Raw genomic sequence first — 17860 nt, forward strand, 5'->3', positions numbered from 1 at the left:
CAGGTGGGGCGCTGCCCGGTGTGCGGCGCCCAACCTGCGGGCGCCAGCAACACCTCAGGCATGCACCCAGCGCCGATGCAGCCCGCGCGCCAGGGCATCGAGCATGAAGCCCAGCACACCGATCAGCAGCACCATCGCCATCAGCTCCGAATAGGCCAGGCGGTCACGGGTGTCGAGGATGAAGTACCCAAGGCCCGCGCTGACCCCGAGCATCTCGCACGGCACCAGCACGATCCACAGGATGCCGATCGCCAGGCGCACGCCGGTCAGCACATGGCCGATCACCCCTGGGATGATCACCTTGCACAGGGTTTCCCAGCGCGTGGCACTCAAGCTGCGCGACAGCTGCAACCAGCGCGGGTCGAGCTGACGCACGCCTGCGGCGGTGTTGAGCAGGATCGGCCACAGCGCGGCGAACGCCAGGAGGAAGTAGATCGGCTGATCGCCCACCCCCATCAGCATCACCACCACCGGCATCCACGACAGCGGCGAGATCATCCGCAGGAACTGGAACGCCGGCGTGGTCGCCGCCTCCAGATGCCGGTAGCTGCCCACCAGCAAACCCAGCGGCACACCGATCAGCAGCGCCAACAGCAGGCCGATGAGAATACGCTTGAGACTCACCCAGATGTGCCCGTAGACCTCGCCATGGCCCAGCAACTCGACCAGGCTCTCCAGCGTCGCCTGGGGCGAGAAACGCGCCGACAGGCCGTCGGCCTCGCCGAACACCTGCACCCCCGCCCACCACAACAGCAACAGCACCGCCAGCCCGGCAAGGCCCAGGGCGCCATGTACGACATGCTTGCGCATCAGACCGCGAACTCCTCGCTACGCTCGAAGTTGTCGGCGATGCCGAACACCGACGGGCCACCCACGGCGGCGATGGCGTTGCGCACGAAGCGGTCGTCCACCAGGTCGCGCGCGGTCTGCGCCGGATCCAGCCCGGCGAGGAAGCCGCTCTCGCCCTCGATCAGGGTGTGCTTCAAGCGCTTGACCAGCTCCTCGGTGTAGCTGGGGAACGGGTACGGCTGGAAGTCGATGCGCTTTTCGTCCCACTGCTGATGCTGGATCGCACCGCTGGCGATGTAGGCGGCACGGTCTTCGGCCGAAGGCGCCAGGACCTTGGTCAGCACCGCAGGCTCGTGCGGGGTGTATTTGTTGGGACCGGCCTTGGACAGCAACGCCGCGGCCTCGGCGCGGTGATCGCGGGTCCATTGCTGCGCCTTGACGATGGCGTTGACCACCTTCTGCGACCACTCCGGGCGATTGTTCAGGTCATGCTCGTGCATGAACACCACGCAGCAAGCATGGTTGCGCCAGACATCGCCGGTGAAGCGCTGCACGCGCCCGACCTTGAGATTCTCGGCCAGGGCATTGAAGGGTTCGGCGACGATGTAGCCGGCGATGCGCTTGCTGGCGAGCGCTGGCGGCATGTCCGAAGGCGGCAGTACCAGCAGGTTGACCTCGTTGGCCGCCAGTTGCGCAGTGGCAGGCTTGGACACAGGCTTCAGGCCGTTGTCACTGAGCATCTGTTGCAGCACCACGTTGTGGATCGAGTACCAGAACGGAATGGCGACGGTCTTGCCACCGAGCTGTTTCATGTCGGTGATGTCCGGCGCAACGGTCAGGCCCGAGCCGCCGACGTGGTTCCAGGCCACGACCTTGGCCGGCACCTTGCTGCCATAGCGGGCCCAGACCGTCATCGGTGACAGCAGGTGGATCACGTTGACCTGGCCGGAGATGAACGCTTCGATCACCTGCGCCCAGCTGCGCAGCAGCACCGGACGCTCGGCCTTGATGCCTTCGGCCTCGAACAGGCCATTGTTGTGCGCCACCAGCAAGGGCGTGGCGTCGGTGATCGGCAGGTAGCCGATGCGTACCGGCGCGTCCGGCTCGGCGGCAGCGCGTGCCTGCAGGCTCGACAGCATCGGCAAGGCGCCGGCGGCGGTGAGCATGGCGCTGAGCTTGATGAAATCGCGACGCGACGTGGAAGAGCAGCAATCATCCATGCACATGGGCAGGCTCCGACGACAGGGGGGAAGAAGATGTTGAGGTGGGGCGGCTCGCCTGCCGTAGGGTTTTCAGAATCTCGATGCGCAGCGCGCCCAGCTCCTCGACCCGCTGCGCGCGCGGCTGCGGCAGGTCGATGTGCCATTGCCCGAGGGTGCGCGCCGGGTGGTTGCCCAGTAGCAGCACGCGATCGGACAACAGCAGGGCTTCGTCGATATCGTGGGTGATCAGCACCGCCGCGGTGTTGTGGGTAGCGATCAGTTGCAGCAGCAGTTGCTGCATGTCCGCGCGGGTCACTTCATCGAGTGCGCCGAAGGGTTCGTCCAGCAGCAGCACTTCGGGCTGGCGCGCCAGGCAACGGGCCAGTGCCGTGCGCTGGGCCATGCCGCCCGACAGCTGCGCCGGGTACTGGCTGCGCGCATGGTTCAGGCCCACTGCCTCGATGGCGTGGTCGATCCGGGCACGCCGCTCGGCCGCCGCCAGCGCAGGCTGACGGGCGAAGTCGAGGCCAAAGGCAACGTTCTTTTCAAGGCTCAGCCAGGGCAGCAGGCTTGGATCCTGGAAGGCAACGGCCAGACGCGGGTGCGGCCCCTGCAGGGGCTCGCCGTGCAGGGACACCGCACCGCCACCAGGCTGCTGCAGACCGGCCAGCACGCGGAGCAGGCTGGACTTGCCGACACCGCTGGGGCCGAGGATGGTCACCACTTCGCCCGGCGACAGCTTGAGGTCGAACTGTTCCAGCACCGCCTGCCAGCCGCCCTCGCGGGGGTAGCCCAGGCTGATGGCGCGGGCTTCGAGCAACACGTCGGTCATACGTTCGCCGCCTGGCGTTGCAGTTCGGCGCGCAGTTGCACCAGGCTCGGCGTGACGATCGGCACGAAGGCCGACTCGCGCCAACGCCGGGCAAAGCCTTCTCCATAGGCGGTGAGATAAGCCTTGCCGCCGCTGGCCTGAAGCTCCATCTGCACCGCATCGGCGGCGCTTTCGGCCAGGGTGATGCGCAGCTTGAACAGTGCCGCGGGCTGGTTGAGGAAACGCCCGTCGAGCAGACCCTGCTTGAGCTCGCCGACGGTATTCTCCAGACGCTCGCGCAACACCTGTTCCGCTTCGGCGAGGAACGAACCGCGCCCTTGCAGGTGTTCGCGCACTTCATCCAGGGCGCGACGGGTCAGGCCGATGGACATGCCGCACTGCAGCGCCAGGAATGCCGGCCGCACCCGAGGCAGGAACTCGCGGGCGTTCTCGTGCAGCAGCCAGGTCCGGTCCAGCGCGACCTGGTGGAACGCCAGCGCGGCGGTGCTGCTCGACTGCAGGCCCATCAGTTGCAGGTCGTCGGAACGCTCAAGGCCCTGACTGCTGGACGGAATCGCCATCACGAAAGGTGCCTGGCCCGCTTCAGCCTCGATCGCCGCCGCTACCACGAAGCCACTCTTGCGCAGGTTGGTCACCCAGTGCAGGCGGCCTTCAAGGGTCCAGCCCTCGCCCTCGGTACGCGCCTGCACTTGCAGGGCCTCGATACCGGAGAGGAACTTCATGGCATTGGACAAGCCAGTGGCGCCGGCCAGTTCGCCGGTCAGCAGGTCTGGCAGCAACCGCTCGCGCAAGGCCTGGTTGGGGCTGTGCAGCAGGTATTCGATGAAGGCCCGCTGTCCCCAGCAGACGAAGGCCGAGGCCAGCGAGCGGCTGGCGATGGCGGCGATGGCCTCTACGGCGTCGGTGACGTCACCGCCCGAGCCGCCAAGTGCCGGATCGACGCCAACCCGCAGCAACTGCGACTCGGCGATATGGGCCAGCACCAGGTGCGGGTCGCACTGGCCCTGGTCGATTGCCTCGGCATTGGCATCCAGCCATTGTCGAAATGCAGAATCAAGCATGTCCCTACTCCTTTGAAAACGCCGGCGCGCCGGCACCAGGCGTGGATTACGCCGAAGGCTGCCAGCGGTACTTGCTCAACTCGTCGTTGAGCGGCGTCTGGGCGAACACATTAGCAAAGTTGCACAGGGTTGCGAGACTCACGCCCAGAATCACTTCCAGAGCATTGCCTTCGCTGAAACCTGCATCGCGGAAGGCCTGGTAAGTGGCATCGCTGACATTGCCGCGGGTGGCGATGACTTCACGGGCGAACTCGGCCAGGGTTTCGTAGCGCGCATCAGGCAGCTCGCCACGCGCACGCAGGGCATCGACCACCTCCTGCGGCAGCTTGGCCTTGTTCAGGGCCACTGCGGTGTGGCCGGCAACGCAGAAGTCGCAACCGTGCTGGGTGGCGGCGATCAGTTGCACCACTTCGCGCTCGGCCAGGGTCAGTTCGGACTTGCCGTTGAGGGCCGAAACCGTGACGTAGGTTTCCAGGGCCGCCGGGGCGTTGGCGAGAATGCCCAGCAGGTTGGGGATGAAGCCGGAATTCTTCTGGGCGTTTTCAAGGAAGGGACGTGCCGCTTCCGGGGCGCTCTGCAGAGTGTGTAGAGTAATGCGCGAGGACATGGAGTAGTCTCCTTTGATGTGTGTCCATACAGTCTGTTGGTTATAAGAAATAGCATCCATATTCATCAGTCGCCTTTCCTTGCTCCTGAGTCTTTGCATTAGATGATTTCGTCCTGCCACCTTGTCGATTGGTTATTAGAGGGCCTGGAGCTCGACGCCAGCCTCTTTCATGTCGGCCGCTACTGCGGCGGCTGGCACGCCAGCACCCAGGGCATGGGCCGGGCCAGCTTTCACCTGGTGGTTCAGGGACACTGCTGGCTGCACATCGACGGGCAACCGGAGCCGATCCGCCTGGACAGCGGTGATGCGGTGTTTCTGCTGCGCGACCTGGCCTATAGGCTCTCCAGCGACGCCGACCCCGTCGATGCCTGCGCCCAGCCGCGGCGCACCATGCAGGCGCTGGACCTCGAAGCAGGGGATGGCGTGGGCCTGGTGTGCGGGTTCTTCCAGTTCCAGTCGGGGCTGTCATCGCTGATCGTCGAAGGGCTGGCCGACTGGATCCTGCTGCGGGCCAACGATCCGGCCGGCAGCGCCGCGCGAGCGCTGTTCGAGCTGATCCTGGAAGAGTGCCGCCGCCAGCCGACACCGTCGCAGACGTTGCTCGAACGCCTGACCCACCTGCTGTTCCTCTATGTGCTGCGCCAGCAGGCAAATGGCGGCCAATCGCTGGGCGGGCTGATCGCCCTCGCCCGCCAGCCGGCCTTTGCCGGCCTGCTCGAACGCCTGATCGAAGACCCGGGCCAGAGCTGGTCGCTGGAGAGCATGGCGGCCTGCACCGGGCTTTCGCGTTCGGCGTTCTTCAAGCGTTTCAACGAACTCGCCGGGCAGTCGCCGGGCCAGGTGCTGCTGGCCTTGCGCATGCGCCATGCCTGCCAGTTGCTGCGCGCAGGCAATACCGTGGAACAGGTCGGCGCCCAGGCGGGCTATCAATCCGTGGCGGCCTTCACCCGAGCATTCGCAAAAGCGATCGGCATGCAACCGGGTGCCTACCGCAAGCAACACGAACTCAAGCGCTGATTTCGACGTAGCGCGACCTTGCGCATACGACGTTGGTCGCATGCGCAAGTAATACCGTTCGCCTCCATTTGGCTACATTTAATCGCAATTTTCGTGAGAATTCCCGGAAATACGCTGTTAGGCGCCTGCGACAATCCGTCACCCAATAAAATGTACTAACTTGTTAATTAGCTTGCTAAGGGCTTAGACTTCACGCATTCCACCTGCGAGATCCCTGGCATGAACGACACACCCCGCGCTTCTGGCGCCTCCACATTCCTCCTGGTCGGGTTGGGCGTGATCATCGCCCTGCTCGGTCTGCTCCTGGCCGCAGGCGGCGTCAAGCTGGTCGGCCTGGGCGGTTCCTGGTACTTCTTGATCGGCGGCCTGGCGATGGCCATCGCCGGCCTGCTCATCGCCCGTCGCAAGCCTGCCGGCGCATGGCTCTACGCCGTGTTCCTGCTCGGCACCGTTATCTGGGCACTGGCCGATGCAGGCCTGGTGTTCTGGCCGCTGTTCTCGCGACTGTTCATGTTCGGCGCCATCGGCCTGGTGGTTGCGCTGGTCTATCCCCTGTTGGTGCGTGCCAACGGCGGCAGTAGCGGCCGACGCGCCTATGCTTTGGCTGCAGCACTGGCAGTGGTACTGGCCATCGCCGCAGGCAATATGTTCGTCGCTCACCCCAGCGTCGCACCGACCGGCAACGGCCCTGGCCTGACCGCCGTGGAACCGGGCAAAGAGCAGAAGGACTGGGCGCACTACGGCAACACCGAAGGCGGCAGCCGCTTCGCCGCGCTGGACCAGATCAACCGCGCCAACGTCGACAAGCTCAAGGTGGCCTGGACCTACCACACCGGTGATGTCGCGATCAGCGACGGCAATGGCGCCGAAGACCAGCTCACCCCGCTGCAGGTCGGCGACAAGGTGTTCATCTGCACCCCGCACAACAACCTGATCGCCCTGGATGCCGACACCGGCAAGGAGCTCTGGAAAAACGCCATCAACGCGCAATCCAAGGTCTGGCAGCGCTGCCGTGGCCTGGCCTACTTCGATGCCACCGCGCCAATCGTCCAGCCGACCCAACCGCACAGTTCGCCGATCACCGTTGCCGCGCTGCCGGCGGGCGCCAACTGCCAGCGCCGCCTGCTGACCAACACCATCGACGGTCGCCTGATCGCGGTGGATGCCGACACCGGTGCCTTCTGCGAAGGCTTCGGCAACAACGGCCAGGTCGATCTGAAGGCCGGCCTGGGTGACGTCCCGGATTCCTACTACCAGCTTTCCTCGGCGCCACTGATGGCTGGCACCACCGTAGTGGTCGGCGGGCGGGTCGCCGACAACGTCCAGACCGACATGCCCGGCGGCGTACTGCGCGGCTTCGATGTAATGACCGGGCAGATGCGCTGGGCCTTCGATCCGGGCAATCCGCAGGACCGCAACGCCCCCGCCGACGGTAGCACCTACGTGCGCAGCACCCCCAACAGCTGGGCGCCGATGTCGTACGATCCGGCGATGAACACGGTGTTCCTGCCGATGGGCTCCTCCTCCACCGACATCTACGGCGTGGAGCGCAGCAAGCTCGACCACACCTACGGTGCCTCGGTGCTGGCCCTGGACGCCACCACCGGCAACCAGAAGTGGGTCTACCAGACCGTGCACAACGATCTCTGGGACTTCGACCTGCCGATGCAGCCAAGCCTGATCGACTTCACCAAGGACGACGGCAGCACGGTGCCGGCAGTCGTGATCGGCACCAAGGCCGGGCAGATCTACGTGCTCGACCGCGCCACCGGTACACCGCTGACCCAGGTCGATGAAGTACCGGTCAAGCCGAGCAACATCCCCAACGAGCCCTATTCGCCGACCCAGCCCAAATCCGTCGGCATGCCGCAGATCGGCGCGCAGACCCTGACCGAGTCGGACATGTGGGGTGCCACCCCGTACGATCAACTGCTGTGCCGCATCGACTTCAAGAAGATGCGCTACGACGGCCTGTACACCGCCCCCGGCACTGACCTGTCGCTGAGCTTCCCCGGCTCGCTGGGCGGCATGAACTGGGGCAGCCTTTCGACTGATCCGGTGCACGGCTTCATTTTCGTCAACGACATGCGCCTGGGCCTGTGGATCCAGATGATCCCTTCGCAGAACAGTGGCCAGGCAGCCTCCGGTGGCGAGGCGCTGAACACTGGCATGGGTGCCGTGCCGCTCAAGGGCACGCCTTACGCGGTGAACAAGAACCGCTTCCTGTCGGTGGCCGGCATCCCCTGCCAGGCGCCGCCGTTCGGTACCCTCACCGCGATCGACATGAAGACCCGGCAGATCGCCTGGCAGGTGCCGGTCGGCACCGTCGAGGACACCGGCCCGCTCGGTATCCGCATGCACCTGCCGATCAAGATCGGCCTGCCGACGCTGGGCGGCACCCTGTCCACCCAAGGCGGCCTGGTGTTCATCGCCGGTACCCAGGATTTCTACCTGCGTGCCTACGACAGCAGCAACGGCAACGAGATCTGGAAGGCGCGCCTGCCGGTCGGCAGCCAGGGCGGGCCGATGACCTACGTATCGCCCAAGACCGGCAAGCAGTACGTGGTGATCACCGCCGGTGGCGCGCGACAGTCGACTGACCGTGGCGACTATGTGATTTCGTACGCCTTGCCATAGACCGCGTTGCTCCCTTCGCGTGCAAGTCGCTGCGGCCTGCACGCGAAGGGGCCCTCACAGACCATCCCAGACCCTGCAATGTCCCCCGCTTTTCGCTTGACCCCTCTTGTCTTCGCCCTGACCAGCACCGCTTCGCTCGCCGCCGACAACACCCTGACCGGTGACTGGGGCGGCCTGCGCCAGCAACTGGAAGAAGACGGCATCCACATCACCGGCGACTACAGCGGCGAGACCGCCTACAACGCCCACGGTGGCCTGCACCGCTCGGCGCGCTACTCGCAGAACCTCAAGTTCGGCGTGCAGTTCGACCTGTCGAAACTGTATGGCCTGGACAACGGCGGCAAGGTCCAGCTCACCGTCAACGACCGTCGTGGCAACAGCGCCTCTGAAGACCTGGTCGGCAACCGTCTGCCGATCCAGGAGAACTACGGCGGCCTGTATACCCGCCTCACCGAACTGAGCTACGAGCGCAACCTGTTCACCCCGGCCTTGAACCTCAAGCTCGGCTACATGGCCATGGGCAACGACCTCGGCGGCCTGGACAGCGGCATCCTGTGCAATTTCATGAATGCCGGCTTCTGCGGCCACCCGCTGAACATGTCCGGTGGCAGCGGCTGGACCAACTACCCCAACGCGCACCTCGGCGCCCGGGTAAAATACGATCTCTCGCCCTCCTGGCAACTGCGCGTGGCGGCCTTCAACGTCGATCCGCAGAGCAACGGCAACTCCAGCCGCGCCTGGCACCTGGGGCCCAAGCACAGTACCGGCACCGTGGTGCCTGTGGAGCTGGTCTACAAGGTGCAGGGCGAACGGCCGGGCGAGTACAAGCTGGGCTACTACTACGACAGCTCCAACGTGAAGCGCATCGGCAGCGACCAGGACGTGGCCGGACGCAGTGGCCATTATCTGCTGGTCGACCAGGCGTTGTGGAGCGACCCAGCCTCTGCGGGTCGCAGCCTGCATGCGTTCGGCCAATATTCAGCGTCCAGCAAGGCCGCCTCGCCCTTCACTCGCTGGTATGGCGCCGGCGTGGTGCTGTACAAGCCCTTCGAAGGACGACCGCGCGACACCCTGGCGCTGGGCTACGGGCGGGCGGTGCCGAATCCGCGCAGCCGTCAGTTGCTGGAAACCACCGCGCTGGATGCCGGGCGTGACTTCCCCGGCCTGGACAGCGCCGAGCAACTGATCGAACTCAGCTATGGCTACCAGGCCACGCCGTGGCTGAACCTGCGCCCGGATGTGCAGTACATCATCGAGCCGGGCGCCTTCTCCGGCGAAGCGATCGACAACGCACTTGTCGTGGGGCTGCAGGTCAAGGCGACGTTCTGACCGGCAAGATCCGCTTCTGCAGGTTCCAGCGCATTCATGATGGGCCGCTATGCAAGGCGGGCGGAACGTGGCATATATCCTGGCATTCCCCCAGGAGAACTTTCCCATGCTCGGCGTAACCGACTACGGCGCCTTCGTCATCGCCTTCATCGTCCTCCTGGCCATTCCCGGCCCCGGCAACTTCGCCCTGATCACCGCCACCGGCAAAGGCGGGATCAAGGGCGGGCTGGCGGCGACCCTCGGGGTGATCCTCGGCGACCAGGTGCTGATGTGGCTGGCCGTTGCAGGCGTCGCCACCCTGCTCGCCGCCTACCCGGCCGCCTTTCACGTCGTGCAGTGGGCTGGCGCCGCCTACCTGGCCTGGCTCGGCCTGCGCATGGTGCTGAGCAAGCCCGGCACTGCGCCGCGTGAAAGCCGCATGGACAGCGGCCACTACCTGCGCCAGACCATGATGATCACCCTGCTCAACCCCAAGGCGATCATGTTCTACATGGCCTTCTTCCCACTGTTCATCGATCCGGTACAGCATCAGGGCTTCATCACTTTCGCCTTCATGGCGGTGACGGTCGCCGGGCTGACCCTTCTCTACGGCCTGTTCGCGGTGCTGCTGACCCACCACCTGGCCGAGCGCATGCGCGCCAATCCGCGGATATCCAACCTGCTCGAGCGGCTGGCCGGCGCTTGTCTGGTCGGGTTTGGCATCAAGCTGGCGGCAATGCGCTGAGACTCAGGCACCACCAAGCAGGTCGTGGGCATCGAGCAGCCGGAAGGCCACTTCCGGATTGCGCTCCAGGCCTTTGCGAATGGCGGCTGGGATCGACTGGCGAGTCTTGCGGCACAGCCCCGGCTGGTCGTCCAGCTCGATGACGAAGCCGCGCATGGTACGCACCTCGTTGTAGCCTGGTGCGATATGCACGCGAATGCCCAATTGCTCGTAGAGGCGTGACTGCAGGCGCTGCAGGTCTTCCAGGCTCTGGAGGTTTTCCAGACGTTCGAGCAGGCGCTTCTCCTCCTGGCGGTTGAGCAGAAGAATGCGTTGGGCCTGGGGTGGGTGCGCGTGCAACTGCTCGCGCCCGCAATCACAGGCGCCGGGAGGGCAAGGCTGGCGCAAGGCAGGTGTGCTGGACATGGGCCAAGCATAGCGCTTTCAAATGAAAATTCGCCTCCCCTGGAAATCGTCGCTAGAGACTGACCCCCAGTACCTTGCGCAGCTGCTCGCTACGGGCATCATCCGCCGCACTGACCAAGGCGAAGTTGTAGTCACCATGGGACCAGTAGCGCGCCTCGAGCTGCCCATCGACGCGCTGCCCGCTGGGCATCTGGTCGTAGCGCCCGCCTGGGGAGCGCATGAACAGGCTGATGCGTTCGCCTTTTTTGTCCTGGAACACCAACAATGCCGCCGGGCCGTCCTCGTTGGCCAGCAGGCGTGCACCCACAGGCTGGAAGCCGTATCCGCTGAGATCCGGCACCTGGCCGACCCGGTTGAAATGCTGCCCCAGCCACGACTGCAACTGCGCAGGGTCATCGGCCTGGACATCGAGGGCCGTGGCATCGGCGAACAGCTTGTGTGCCTGCACCGCGTCGGCCATCGGCAAATCCCCAGCCAGCATCGTCGATTCACGTGCGTGCCAGCCCCCTAGCCCGCCAAGCCCCAACGCCAGCAGCAGGACAGCGGCCGACGCGAAGCGCTGCTGGCGACGCTGACGCACCCGCCGTCGCAGGTGGGCCAGCTCCAGTTGCGGGTTGTGGGGCATGTCGTTGAAACCGGCAAGCGCCGCGCGCAGGCGCCGGGCATCGCTGCGCCAGGCCTCGATCCGCGCGGCCTGCTCCGGGTTGGCCGCAAGCCAGGCCTCGACCTCGGCCCGGCGTACAGGCTCCAGTTGGTCGTCGACAAAGGCGTGCAGCTCTTGCTCGGTGGGGATCAGGCGAGTCATTTCAGTCTCCGCAAGGCCGGGGACGATGGCTTGCCCTCGGTCAGTTCACGCAACGCGGCACGGGCGCGCGACAAGCGCGACATGACGGTGCCGATCGGTATATCCAGGGCCTGGGCGACTTCCTTGTAGCTCAAGCCCTCGACGCTGACCAGCAGCAACAGCGCGCGCTGTTCGCTGGGCAGGCGGGCGAAGGCCTGCAGGTCGGCCTGGGCCAGCACGATGCTCTCGGTCTCGTAGCCCAGCGGCTCCTCGGCCTGCCCGCCACGACCGAACCAGTTCAGCCAGCGCGAGTGCAGGCGATCGCGACGCTTGCCGTCGAGGAACAGCCGATAGAGGATGGTGAACAGCCAGGCACGCCGGTTCTGTTCCTCTCGCTGTTGACCGCTGCGGGTGAGCGCACGCTCGACGGTGGCCTGGACCAGGTCGTCGGCACTGCCGCTTTCGCGGGTCAGCCACAGGGCGAAGCGCCGCAGGCTCTGCAGCAGTTCGCGCCATTGTTGTTCATCCAGGTCATGCATGGTCAGGCCCCGGCCCCATGGGCTGTCAGTGTAATGGGCAGACGGGGCGCGACGAAATCTATTCCCGTCGAGGGAATAAATTTTTCGCTCCCACGTCATACCGGCTCATTCACTGACTCGGAACGTCACCATGAACACACCCCTGCAAGGCCCTGCCAAGGCCCTGCGCCTGGCCGCCATAGGCGCCACGGTCGTGGCGCTGGGTGCGGGCTTCGCCTATGCCGCCGGATGGATCGGCACCCCTGCCCTGACGCCACAGCGCATCATCGACACCTTCGAAGCCCAGGCCGGCCACCATCCCGGCTACCGCAAGAACCACGCCAAGGGCCTGTGCGTCAGCGGCTACTTCGAAAGCAGCGGCCAGGCGCAGGCGCTGTCGAGTGCGCGGGTATTCAGCCAGGCACGGGTGCCGGTGATCGGCCGCTTCGCCATCGGCGGTGCCAACCCCTACAGCCCCGACGCCGGCGTACCGACCCGCAGCCTGGCGGTCCAGCTGAGTACCGACGACGGCCAGGTCTGGCGTACCGGCATGAACAATCCACCCGTGTTGGCGGTAAGCACCCCGCAAGGTTTCTATGAACTGGTCGTGGCCAGCGGCCCGAGCCCGGCCACCGGCAAACCGGACCCGGCCAAGCTGCAGGCGTTCTTCGCCGCCCACCCGGAGAGCGCAGCCTTTCGCCAATGGGCCGCCAGCGCCAAGCCCAGCGACAGCTTCGCCAACACCGACTACAACAGCATCAACGCCTTTCGCCTGATCGATGCCAGCGGCAAGGCGCAAGCCGTGCGCTGGCGCATGGTCGCGCAAACACCCTTTGCCCCTCTGCCCGCCCAGGTCGAGGACAACCTGTACCTTCAACACGACCTGCAACAACGCCTGAGCCAGGCGCCGTTGCGCTGGACACTGCGCCTGACCCTCGCCGAACCCGGCGACGCCATCGACGACCCGGCCAGCCAATGGCCCGACTCGCGCCGCAGCATCGATGCCGGCACCCTGGTGATCGACCACGTCGATGCACCTGAACAAGGCGCCTGCCGCGACCTCAACTTCGACCCGCTGATTCTGCCCAGCGGCATCGAAGCCTCCGCCGATCCGATCCTGGCCGCGCGCTCGGCCGCCTACTCGGAATCGTTCAACCGCCGTAGCCGTGAAAGCCTCGGCGCAGGAGCCCGCCCATGAAACCGTCCGCCTTCCACCCCCTGGCCCGCCTGGTGCACTGGCTCATGGCGATACTGATCCTGGCGATGCTGTTCATCGGCGTGAGCATGGTCGGCGACCTGTCGCCACGTCACCCCTGGCTGGTGGAGCTGCACAAGGCTACGGGCCTGGCGCTGCTGGCACTGGTGGTGCTGCGCATCATCCTGCGCCTGACCCTGCCGCACCCGCCACTGCCCGCCGACCTGCCACCGCTGCAGCGTTTCGCTGCAGGCGCCTCGCACCTGGCGCTGTACGGGCTGATGCTGGCCATGCCGTTGCTCGGCTGGGCGATGCTCTCGGCCGGCGGCTACCCACGGCCCTTGCAACTGCCGGCGATCATGCCTCACGACCTGCAGTTGTATGCCGTGCTGCGCCAAGCGCACGGCTGGGCGGGCTACCTGCTGTTCGTCACCATCCTGGCCCACCTCGGCGCAGCGCTGTTCCATGCACTCGTGCGTCGCGATGGCGTATTGCGTAGCATGTGGCCAGGGCCCTTGCGCCGCGGCGACTGAAAAACGCCTGCAGGCGGAATGGGGCCGATACCTTTCCGCCTGCCATGGATGTTTCAATGACCACCGCGAAGGACACTGCATCTCCCACCCCGCCCCAAGCCCCCGCCCTGGACCTGCGCCCGCTGCTGCTGGTGAACATGGCCTGCACCATGTCGATGATGGCGTTCGTCGCCTTGATCGGCCCCATCGCCCGCCTGCTGGGGATGGCCACCTGGCAAGCCGGTGCGGCGGTCACCGTGGCAGGCGTGGTCTGGGTCATTCTTGCACGCCCATGGGGCCGGGCCGCCGACCGCCTGGGCCGGCGACGCATCCTGCTGATGGGCAGTGCCGGCTTCACCGTCGCCTATTGGCTGCTGTGCCTGTTCATCGATGGCGCCTTGCGCTGGCTGCCGGGCGCGACCCTGGCCTTTCTCGGCCTGATGCTGACCCGCGGCCTGATCGGCGCCTTCTATGCCGCGCTGCCGGTGGGCGGCAATGCACTGATCGCCGACCATGTCGAGCCCGAGCGCCGCGCCCGCGCCATGGCCTTGCTCGGCGCAGCCAATGCCGTAGGGCTGGTGCTCGGCCCGGCACTGGCCGCGTTGCTGGCTCGCCATAGCCTGAGCGCCCCGTTCTTCATCATGTCGCTGCTGCCGGCCAGCGCATTCCTCGTGCTGCTGTTCAAGCTCAAGCCTCAGCCGCTGCCCCACAACCACGCGCCAAGCCCTGTGCGCCTGGGTGACCCGCGCCTGCGCCGACCGTTGATCGTGGCCTTCAGCGCCATGCTCAGCGTGACCGTGTCGCAGATCACCGTGGGCTTTTTCGCCCTTGATCGCTTGCAACTGAACAGTGCCGATGCCGCCCAGGCCGCAGGCATCGCCCTGACCGCCGTGGGCGTGGCGCTGATTGGCTCGCAGATTCTGCTGCGCCAGTTGGAGTGGCCACCGCTGAAGATGATCCGCGTGGGCGCCAGCATCAGCGCGCTGGGCTTTGCCGCCGGGGCCTTGGCCACCACTGCTCCGGCATTGTGGGCGTGCTTCTTCGTCGCCGCTGCCGGCATGGGTTTCGTCTTCCCTGCCTTCTCGGCGCTGGCCGCCAATGCCATGCAAGCCAGCGAACAAGGGGCCACCGCGGGGTCGATCAGCGCTGCTCAAGGCATGGGAGCGGTGATCGGGCCGCTGGCCGGGACGCTGGTCTACGCCGTCGATCCGCGCCTGCCGTTCGTGGCCGTGGCCGTGCTGTTGCTGCTGGTCGGGCTGTGGCCTGCCCCCGCCGTCCAGCGCACCTGACAAGCACAGCGCGTTGCCGGTCAGAGTGTGTTTTAATGCGCTGCCCATTATTTTTGACACCTCTGATCACTCACTACTCAAGGCGGCTATGGACACGGGGACACGACTCAAACTGGTGCGTGAACGCAACAACCTCTCCCAGCGGGAGCTGGCCCGCCGCAGCGGCCTGACCAACTCGACGATTTCGCAGATCGAGCAGAACCGCGTCAGCCCCTCGGTCAGTTCCCTGAAAAAACTCCTCGAAGGCATCCCCATGAGCCTCGCCGAGTTCTTCAGCTTCGATGAACCTGCACGCGAAGAGCGCTACGTGTTCCGCGGCAGCGAGCAACCTGACCTGGGTCGCAACGGGCTGCGCATGCTGCTGGTCGGCGCCAGTGTCGAAGGCCGACAGATGCGCATGCTGCGCGAGCTCTACGCACCGGGTGCCGACTCGGGCGAGCCGATCGTGCATGCCGAAGGCGAGGAATGCGGGCTGGTCACCCGGGGGACGGTCGAGTTGTGGGTCGATGGCCAGGTCAGCGTGCTCAACTCGGGCGACGGCTACTACATCCCCACCACGCTGCCGCACAGCTTCAAGAACATCGGCCCGGACGAAGCAGAAATCATCAGCGCCAACACCCCGGCGAACTTCTGATCGTTCATGTCCGCCCCCAACAGCCGTGAGATCTACCAGTGCCTGCGTGACGCCGCCCTCGGCGTCCAGGCGCTGGACGTGCACGAGCACCTGAGCGACGGGCGGGTCAGGGTACAGATCGGCCACTGGCAACTGATCCTGACCCTCGACGACGAAGGCCTCGCCCATTGCAGCGAATGCCGCGCCCCCGATGGCCGCGAGGCCGAGCGCGGCCACTGGCAGCGCTATGGCACCGACCCGGTCGAGCTGCTCAGCGTCTGGGAACGCACGCAACTGGAGCGGCTGTTAGGTTAATGCTTCTTCGATGAAGTCCAAGCGGTCCTGACCGAAGAACATCTGCCCGCCGACAAAACAGATCGGCGCGCCGAACACGCCCCGCTCGACCGCCTCCTGGGTCACCTGCTTGAGCCGCTCCTTGACCTCGACGTCGGCCGCCAGGGCACGAAACGCCTCGGGGTCCATGCCTGCTTCGCGCAGCGTCGCATCGAGCACCTCAGGTTCCGACAGATTGCGCTGTTGCACCCAAAGCCCGTCGAACAACGCCTTGAGCAAGGGTTCGAGGCGCTCGGGCGAACGCATCTGCGTGCCGAGCACGCCCCGCATCAGGTTCAGGGTATTGACCGGAAACCCGGGCGGGAGGCTGAACGGCACGCCATAACGGGCAGCGAAGCGTTTCAGGTCACCGATCATGTAGCGCCCCTTGGCCGGTATCGTCGCCGGCGAGGCATTGCCGGTGGCCTGGAACACGCCGCCCAGCAGCATTGGCCGCAGCGCCAGGGTGGCGCCTCGGCGGGCACACAGGGCGGGCAACTGGGTCCAAGCCAGGTAGCTGGCCGGACTGCCCAGATCAAAGTAGAACTCGACGCACTTGCTCATGCAGCACTCCTTGTGGCGGAAGGTGGTTGGGCACAGCGGATCACCAGCGTTCGATCCAGGGGCGCAAGTCAAGTTCGAACGTCCAGGCGTCCCGGGGCTGGGTATGCAGGTACCAGTAGCTGTCGGCGATATGCGCCGGGTCAAGGATGCCATCCTGGTCCTTCAGGGCGTAGCGCTCAGGGAAGGTATCGCGAATGAACGCCGTGTCGATGGCGCCGTCGACCACCACGTGCGCCACGTGGATGTTTCGCGGCCCCAGCTCGCGCGCCATGCTCTGGGCCAGGGCGCGCAAGGCGTGCTTGGCACCGGCGAAGGCAGCAAAACCGGCGGCGCCGCGGGTGCCGGCAGTGGCGCCGGTGAAGATCAGGGTGCCGCGTTCGCGGGTGACCATGCGCCGCGCCACTGCCTGAGAAGTGAGAAAGCCGGCGAAGCAGGCCATTTCCCAGATCTTGAAGTATTTGCGCGGCGTTTCGTCGAGGATGCTGCAGGGCACGTTGGCGCCGATGTTGAACACGAAGGCCTCGATCGGGGCGATATCACGCTCGATGGTTTCGATCAGCTCGGCCACCGCCTCTTCCTTGCGTGCATCGGAGCCGAAACCGTAGGCCTGACCGCCAGCCGCACGGATCTCGTCCACCAGTGGTTGCAGCTTGTCAGCGTCGCGACGGGTCACACAGGCGATATAACCTTCGCGGGCAAAACGCTTGGCGATCTCGCCGCCGGTGGCATCACCCGCCCCTATCACCAGGACCGCTTTTCGTTGTTCTGTCATCGGCACCCCAATTGATGAACGATCATTTAGTAAACGAACGCTATGCTATGATCGCTGCACCGTCAAGCCAGCACACCGAGGGTCGCGGATGCGCTACTCCACCGATCACAAGCAACAGACTCGCGAGAAGCTGCTGGCCAGCAGCGGCGTCCTGGCCAAGCGTGGTGGTTTCGCCAGTACCGGCGTCGCCGAGTTGATGAAGGCCATCGGCCTTACCGGTGGCGCCTTCTACAATCACTTCCCGTCCAAGGATGACCTGTTCAGCGAGGTGGTGCGACGCGAGCTGTGCAATAGCCCGTTCGCTCGCCTGGCCAGCCAGGGCGCCGACCGCGAACGCCTGCGCCGCTGCCTGAAGCAGTACCTGAGCCTGGCCCACCTGCACAATCCCGAAGGTGGCTGCCCGCTGCCGCCGCTGGGGGTCGAGATCGCTCGCGCCGAGCGACCGGTGCGTGAACAGGCCGAACACTGGCTGCTCGAACTGCAGGCCGCGTGGAGTGAAACGCTTGGGGACGAGCGCAGGGCCTGGGCGTTGATCAGCCAGTGCGTCGGTGCTCTGGTGGTCGGGCGTATGTTGGCCAGCGAGGAAGTACAGCAGCAAGTGCTGGACGCCAGCCGCGACGTGGTCGAGCAGGCGCTGGAGGAGGATTGAAAGCCGGGGCAGACCGTAGAGGCCTGCC

Annotated in this window: 20 protein-coding genes; 10 read left to right on the forward strand and 10 right to left on the reverse strand. The window is 65.8% G+C overall.

All coding sequences use genetic code 11. The features are described from left to right. Positions 1 to 54: 54 nt before the first annotated feature. The 5 genes from ACMGGG_RS12345 to ACMGGG_RS12365 are packed head-to-tail and all read right to left on the reverse strand — an operon-like array spanning position 55 to position 4491. The gene (locus tag ACMGGG_RS12345; RefSeq protein ID WP_054890847.1) at positions 55 to 810 is read right to left on the reverse strand and encodes an ABC transporter permease; all 756 of its coding nucleotides are present in this window, start codon (positions 808 to 810) and stop codon (positions 55 to 57) included. Then, positions 810 to 2015 carry an ABC transporter substrate-binding protein gene (locus ACMGGG_RS12350; protein ID WP_414155580.1) on the reverse strand — a complete coding sequence of 402 codons (1206 nt, stop codon included), beginning with the start codon at positions 2013 to 2015 and terminating at the stop codon, positions 810 to 812. Before ACMGGG_RS12350 ends, ACMGGG_RS12345 begins: the two co-directional genes overlap by 1 nt. Continuing rightward, positions 2002 to 2823: an ABC transporter ATP-binding protein gene (locus tag ACMGGG_RS12355; RefSeq protein WP_054890849.1), complete on the reverse strand. Its 822-nt coding sequence runs from the start codon at positions 2821 to 2823 to the stop codon at positions 2002 to 2004. The genes ACMGGG_RS12350 and ACMGGG_RS12355 overlap by 14 nt, the downstream gene beginning before the upstream one ends. After that, complete coding sequence (locus ACMGGG_RS12360) at positions 2820 to 3884, reverse strand: acyl-CoA dehydrogenase family protein (RefSeq protein ID WP_054890850.1); 1065 nt, start codon at positions 3882 to 3884, stop codon at positions 2820 to 2822. Before ACMGGG_RS12360 ends, ACMGGG_RS12355 begins: the two co-directional genes overlap by 4 nt. A gap of 46 nt (positions 3885 to 3930) precedes the next feature. Next, a complete protein-coding gene (locus ACMGGG_RS12365) occupies positions 3931 to 4491 on the reverse strand; it encodes a carboxymuconolactone decarboxylase family protein (RefSeq protein ID WP_054890851.1) in 561 nt (186 codons plus the stop codon). 102 nt (positions 4492 to 4593) lie between these two features. On the opposite strand from ACMGGG_RS12365, the gene ACMGGG_RS12370 reads away from it, so the two are divergent. From ACMGGG_RS12370 to ACMGGG_RS12385, 4 genes are all read left to right on the forward strand, one after another. Next, the gene (locus ACMGGG_RS12370) at positions 4594 to 5508 is read left to right on the forward strand and encodes an AraC family transcriptional regulator (RefSeq protein ID WP_065862709.1); all 915 of its coding nucleotides are present in this window, start codon (positions 4594 to 4596) and stop codon (positions 5506 to 5508) included. Positions 5509 to 5727: 219 nt separating this feature from the next. Beyond that, positions 5728 to 8145, forward strand: a complete 2418-nt coding sequence (locus tag ACMGGG_RS12375; RefSeq protein WP_414155581.1) for a glucose/quinate/shikimate family membrane-bound PQQ-dependent dehydrogenase — start codon at positions 5728 to 5730, stop codon at positions 8143 to 8145. Between the two features lie 78 nt (positions 8146 to 8223). Further along, complete coding sequence (locus tag ACMGGG_RS12380) at positions 8224 to 9474, forward strand: carbohydrate porin (protein ID WP_414155582.1); 1251 nt, start codon at positions 8224 to 8226, stop codon at positions 9472 to 9474. A 106-nt stretch (positions 9475 to 9580) separates the two neighbouring features. Then, positions 9581 to 10198: a LysE family transporter gene (locus tag ACMGGG_RS12385; protein ID WP_414155583.1), complete on the forward strand. Its 618-nt coding sequence runs from the start codon at positions 9581 to 9583 to the stop codon at positions 10196 to 10198. A 3-nt stretch (positions 10199 to 10201) separates the two neighbouring features. On the opposite strand, the gene ACMGGG_RS12390 is transcribed toward ACMGGG_RS12385, so the two are convergent. From ACMGGG_RS12390 to ACMGGG_RS12400, 3 genes are read right to left on the reverse strand one after another with little or no spacing between them, the layout of a single operon-like run. Continuing rightward, complete coding sequence (locus ACMGGG_RS12390) at positions 10202 to 10603, reverse strand: hypothetical protein (protein WP_054890856.1); 402 nt, start codon at positions 10601 to 10603, stop codon at positions 10202 to 10204. A gap of 52 nt (positions 10604 to 10655) precedes the next feature. Then, positions 10656 to 11408: an anti-sigma factor family protein gene (locus ACMGGG_RS12395; protein WP_414155584.1), complete on the reverse strand. Its 753-nt coding sequence runs from the start codon at positions 11406 to 11408 to the stop codon at positions 10656 to 10658. After that, entirely contained in the window at positions 11405 to 11926 is a 522-nt protein-coding gene (locus ACMGGG_RS12400; protein ID WP_054890858.1) for a sigma-70 family RNA polymerase sigma factor, read from the reverse strand. Before ACMGGG_RS12400 ends, ACMGGG_RS12395 begins: the two co-directional genes overlap by 4 nt. A 130-nt stretch (positions 11927 to 12056) precedes the next feature. On the opposite strand from ACMGGG_RS12400, the gene ACMGGG_RS12405 reads away from it, so the two are divergent. The 5 genes from ACMGGG_RS12405 (at position 12057) to ACMGGG_RS12425 (ending at position 15829) form a co-directional block, all read left to right on the forward strand. Beyond that, on the forward strand, positions 12057 to 13103 hold the full coding sequence (locus ACMGGG_RS12405; protein ID WP_065862706.1) for a catalase family peroxidase: 1047 nt from the start codon (positions 12057 to 12059) through the stop codon (positions 13101 to 13103). Then, a complete protein-coding gene (locus ACMGGG_RS12410) occupies positions 13100 to 13633 on the forward strand; it encodes a cytochrome b (RefSeq protein ID WP_414155585.1) in 534 nt (177 codons plus the stop codon). Before ACMGGG_RS12405 ends, ACMGGG_RS12410 begins: the two co-directional genes overlap by 4 nt. 56 nt (positions 13634 to 13689) lie before the next feature. Then, positions 13690 to 14901, forward strand: coding sequence for an MFS transporter (locus ACMGGG_RS12415; protein WP_063545118.1), 1212 nt, complete (start codon positions 13690 to 13692; stop codon positions 14899 to 14901). 88 nt (positions 14902 to 14989) lie between these two features. Then, positions 14990 to 15535: a cupin domain-containing protein gene (locus ACMGGG_RS12420; RefSeq protein ID WP_063545119.1), complete on the forward strand. Its 546-nt coding sequence runs from the start codon at positions 14990 to 14992 to the stop codon at positions 15533 to 15535. Between the two features lie 6 nt (positions 15536 to 15541). Beyond that, entirely contained in the window at positions 15542 to 15829 is a 288-nt protein-coding gene (locus ACMGGG_RS12425) for a hypothetical protein (protein ID WP_063545120.1), read from the forward strand. Here ACMGGG_RS12425 and ACMGGG_RS12430 read toward each other — a convergent pair. Then, positions 15821 to 16411, reverse strand: a complete 591-nt coding sequence (locus tag ACMGGG_RS12430) for a 2-hydroxychromene-2-carboxylate isomerase (RefSeq protein WP_112898439.1) — start codon at positions 16409 to 16411, stop codon at positions 15821 to 15823. The two genes, ACMGGG_RS12425 and ACMGGG_RS12430, sit on opposite strands and share 9 nt — an antisense overlap. 40 nt (positions 16412 to 16451) lie before the next feature. Continuing rightward, positions 16452 to 17183 carry an SDR family oxidoreductase gene (locus ACMGGG_RS12435; RefSeq protein WP_063546751.1) on the reverse strand — a complete coding sequence of 244 codons (732 nt, stop codon included), beginning with the start codon at positions 17181 to 17183 and terminating at the stop codon, positions 16452 to 16454. An 88-nt stretch (positions 17184 to 17271) separates the two neighbouring features. On the opposite strand from ACMGGG_RS12435, the gene ACMGGG_RS12440 reads away from it, so the two are divergent. Further along, positions 17272 to 17832 carry a TetR/AcrR family transcriptional regulator gene (locus ACMGGG_RS12440; RefSeq protein ID WP_054890865.1) on the forward strand — a complete coding sequence of 187 codons (561 nt, stop codon included), beginning with the start codon at positions 17272 to 17274 and terminating at the stop codon, positions 17830 to 17832. Positions 17833 to 17860 lie beyond the last annotated feature (28 nt).

The sequence above is a fragment of the Pseudomonas sp. BNK-44-b genome (assembly GCF_047456245.1).
GTDB classification, from domain to species: domain Bacteria; phylum Pseudomonadota; class Gammaproteobacteria; order Pseudomonadales; family Pseudomonadaceae; genus Aquipseudomonas; species Aquipseudomonas machongensis.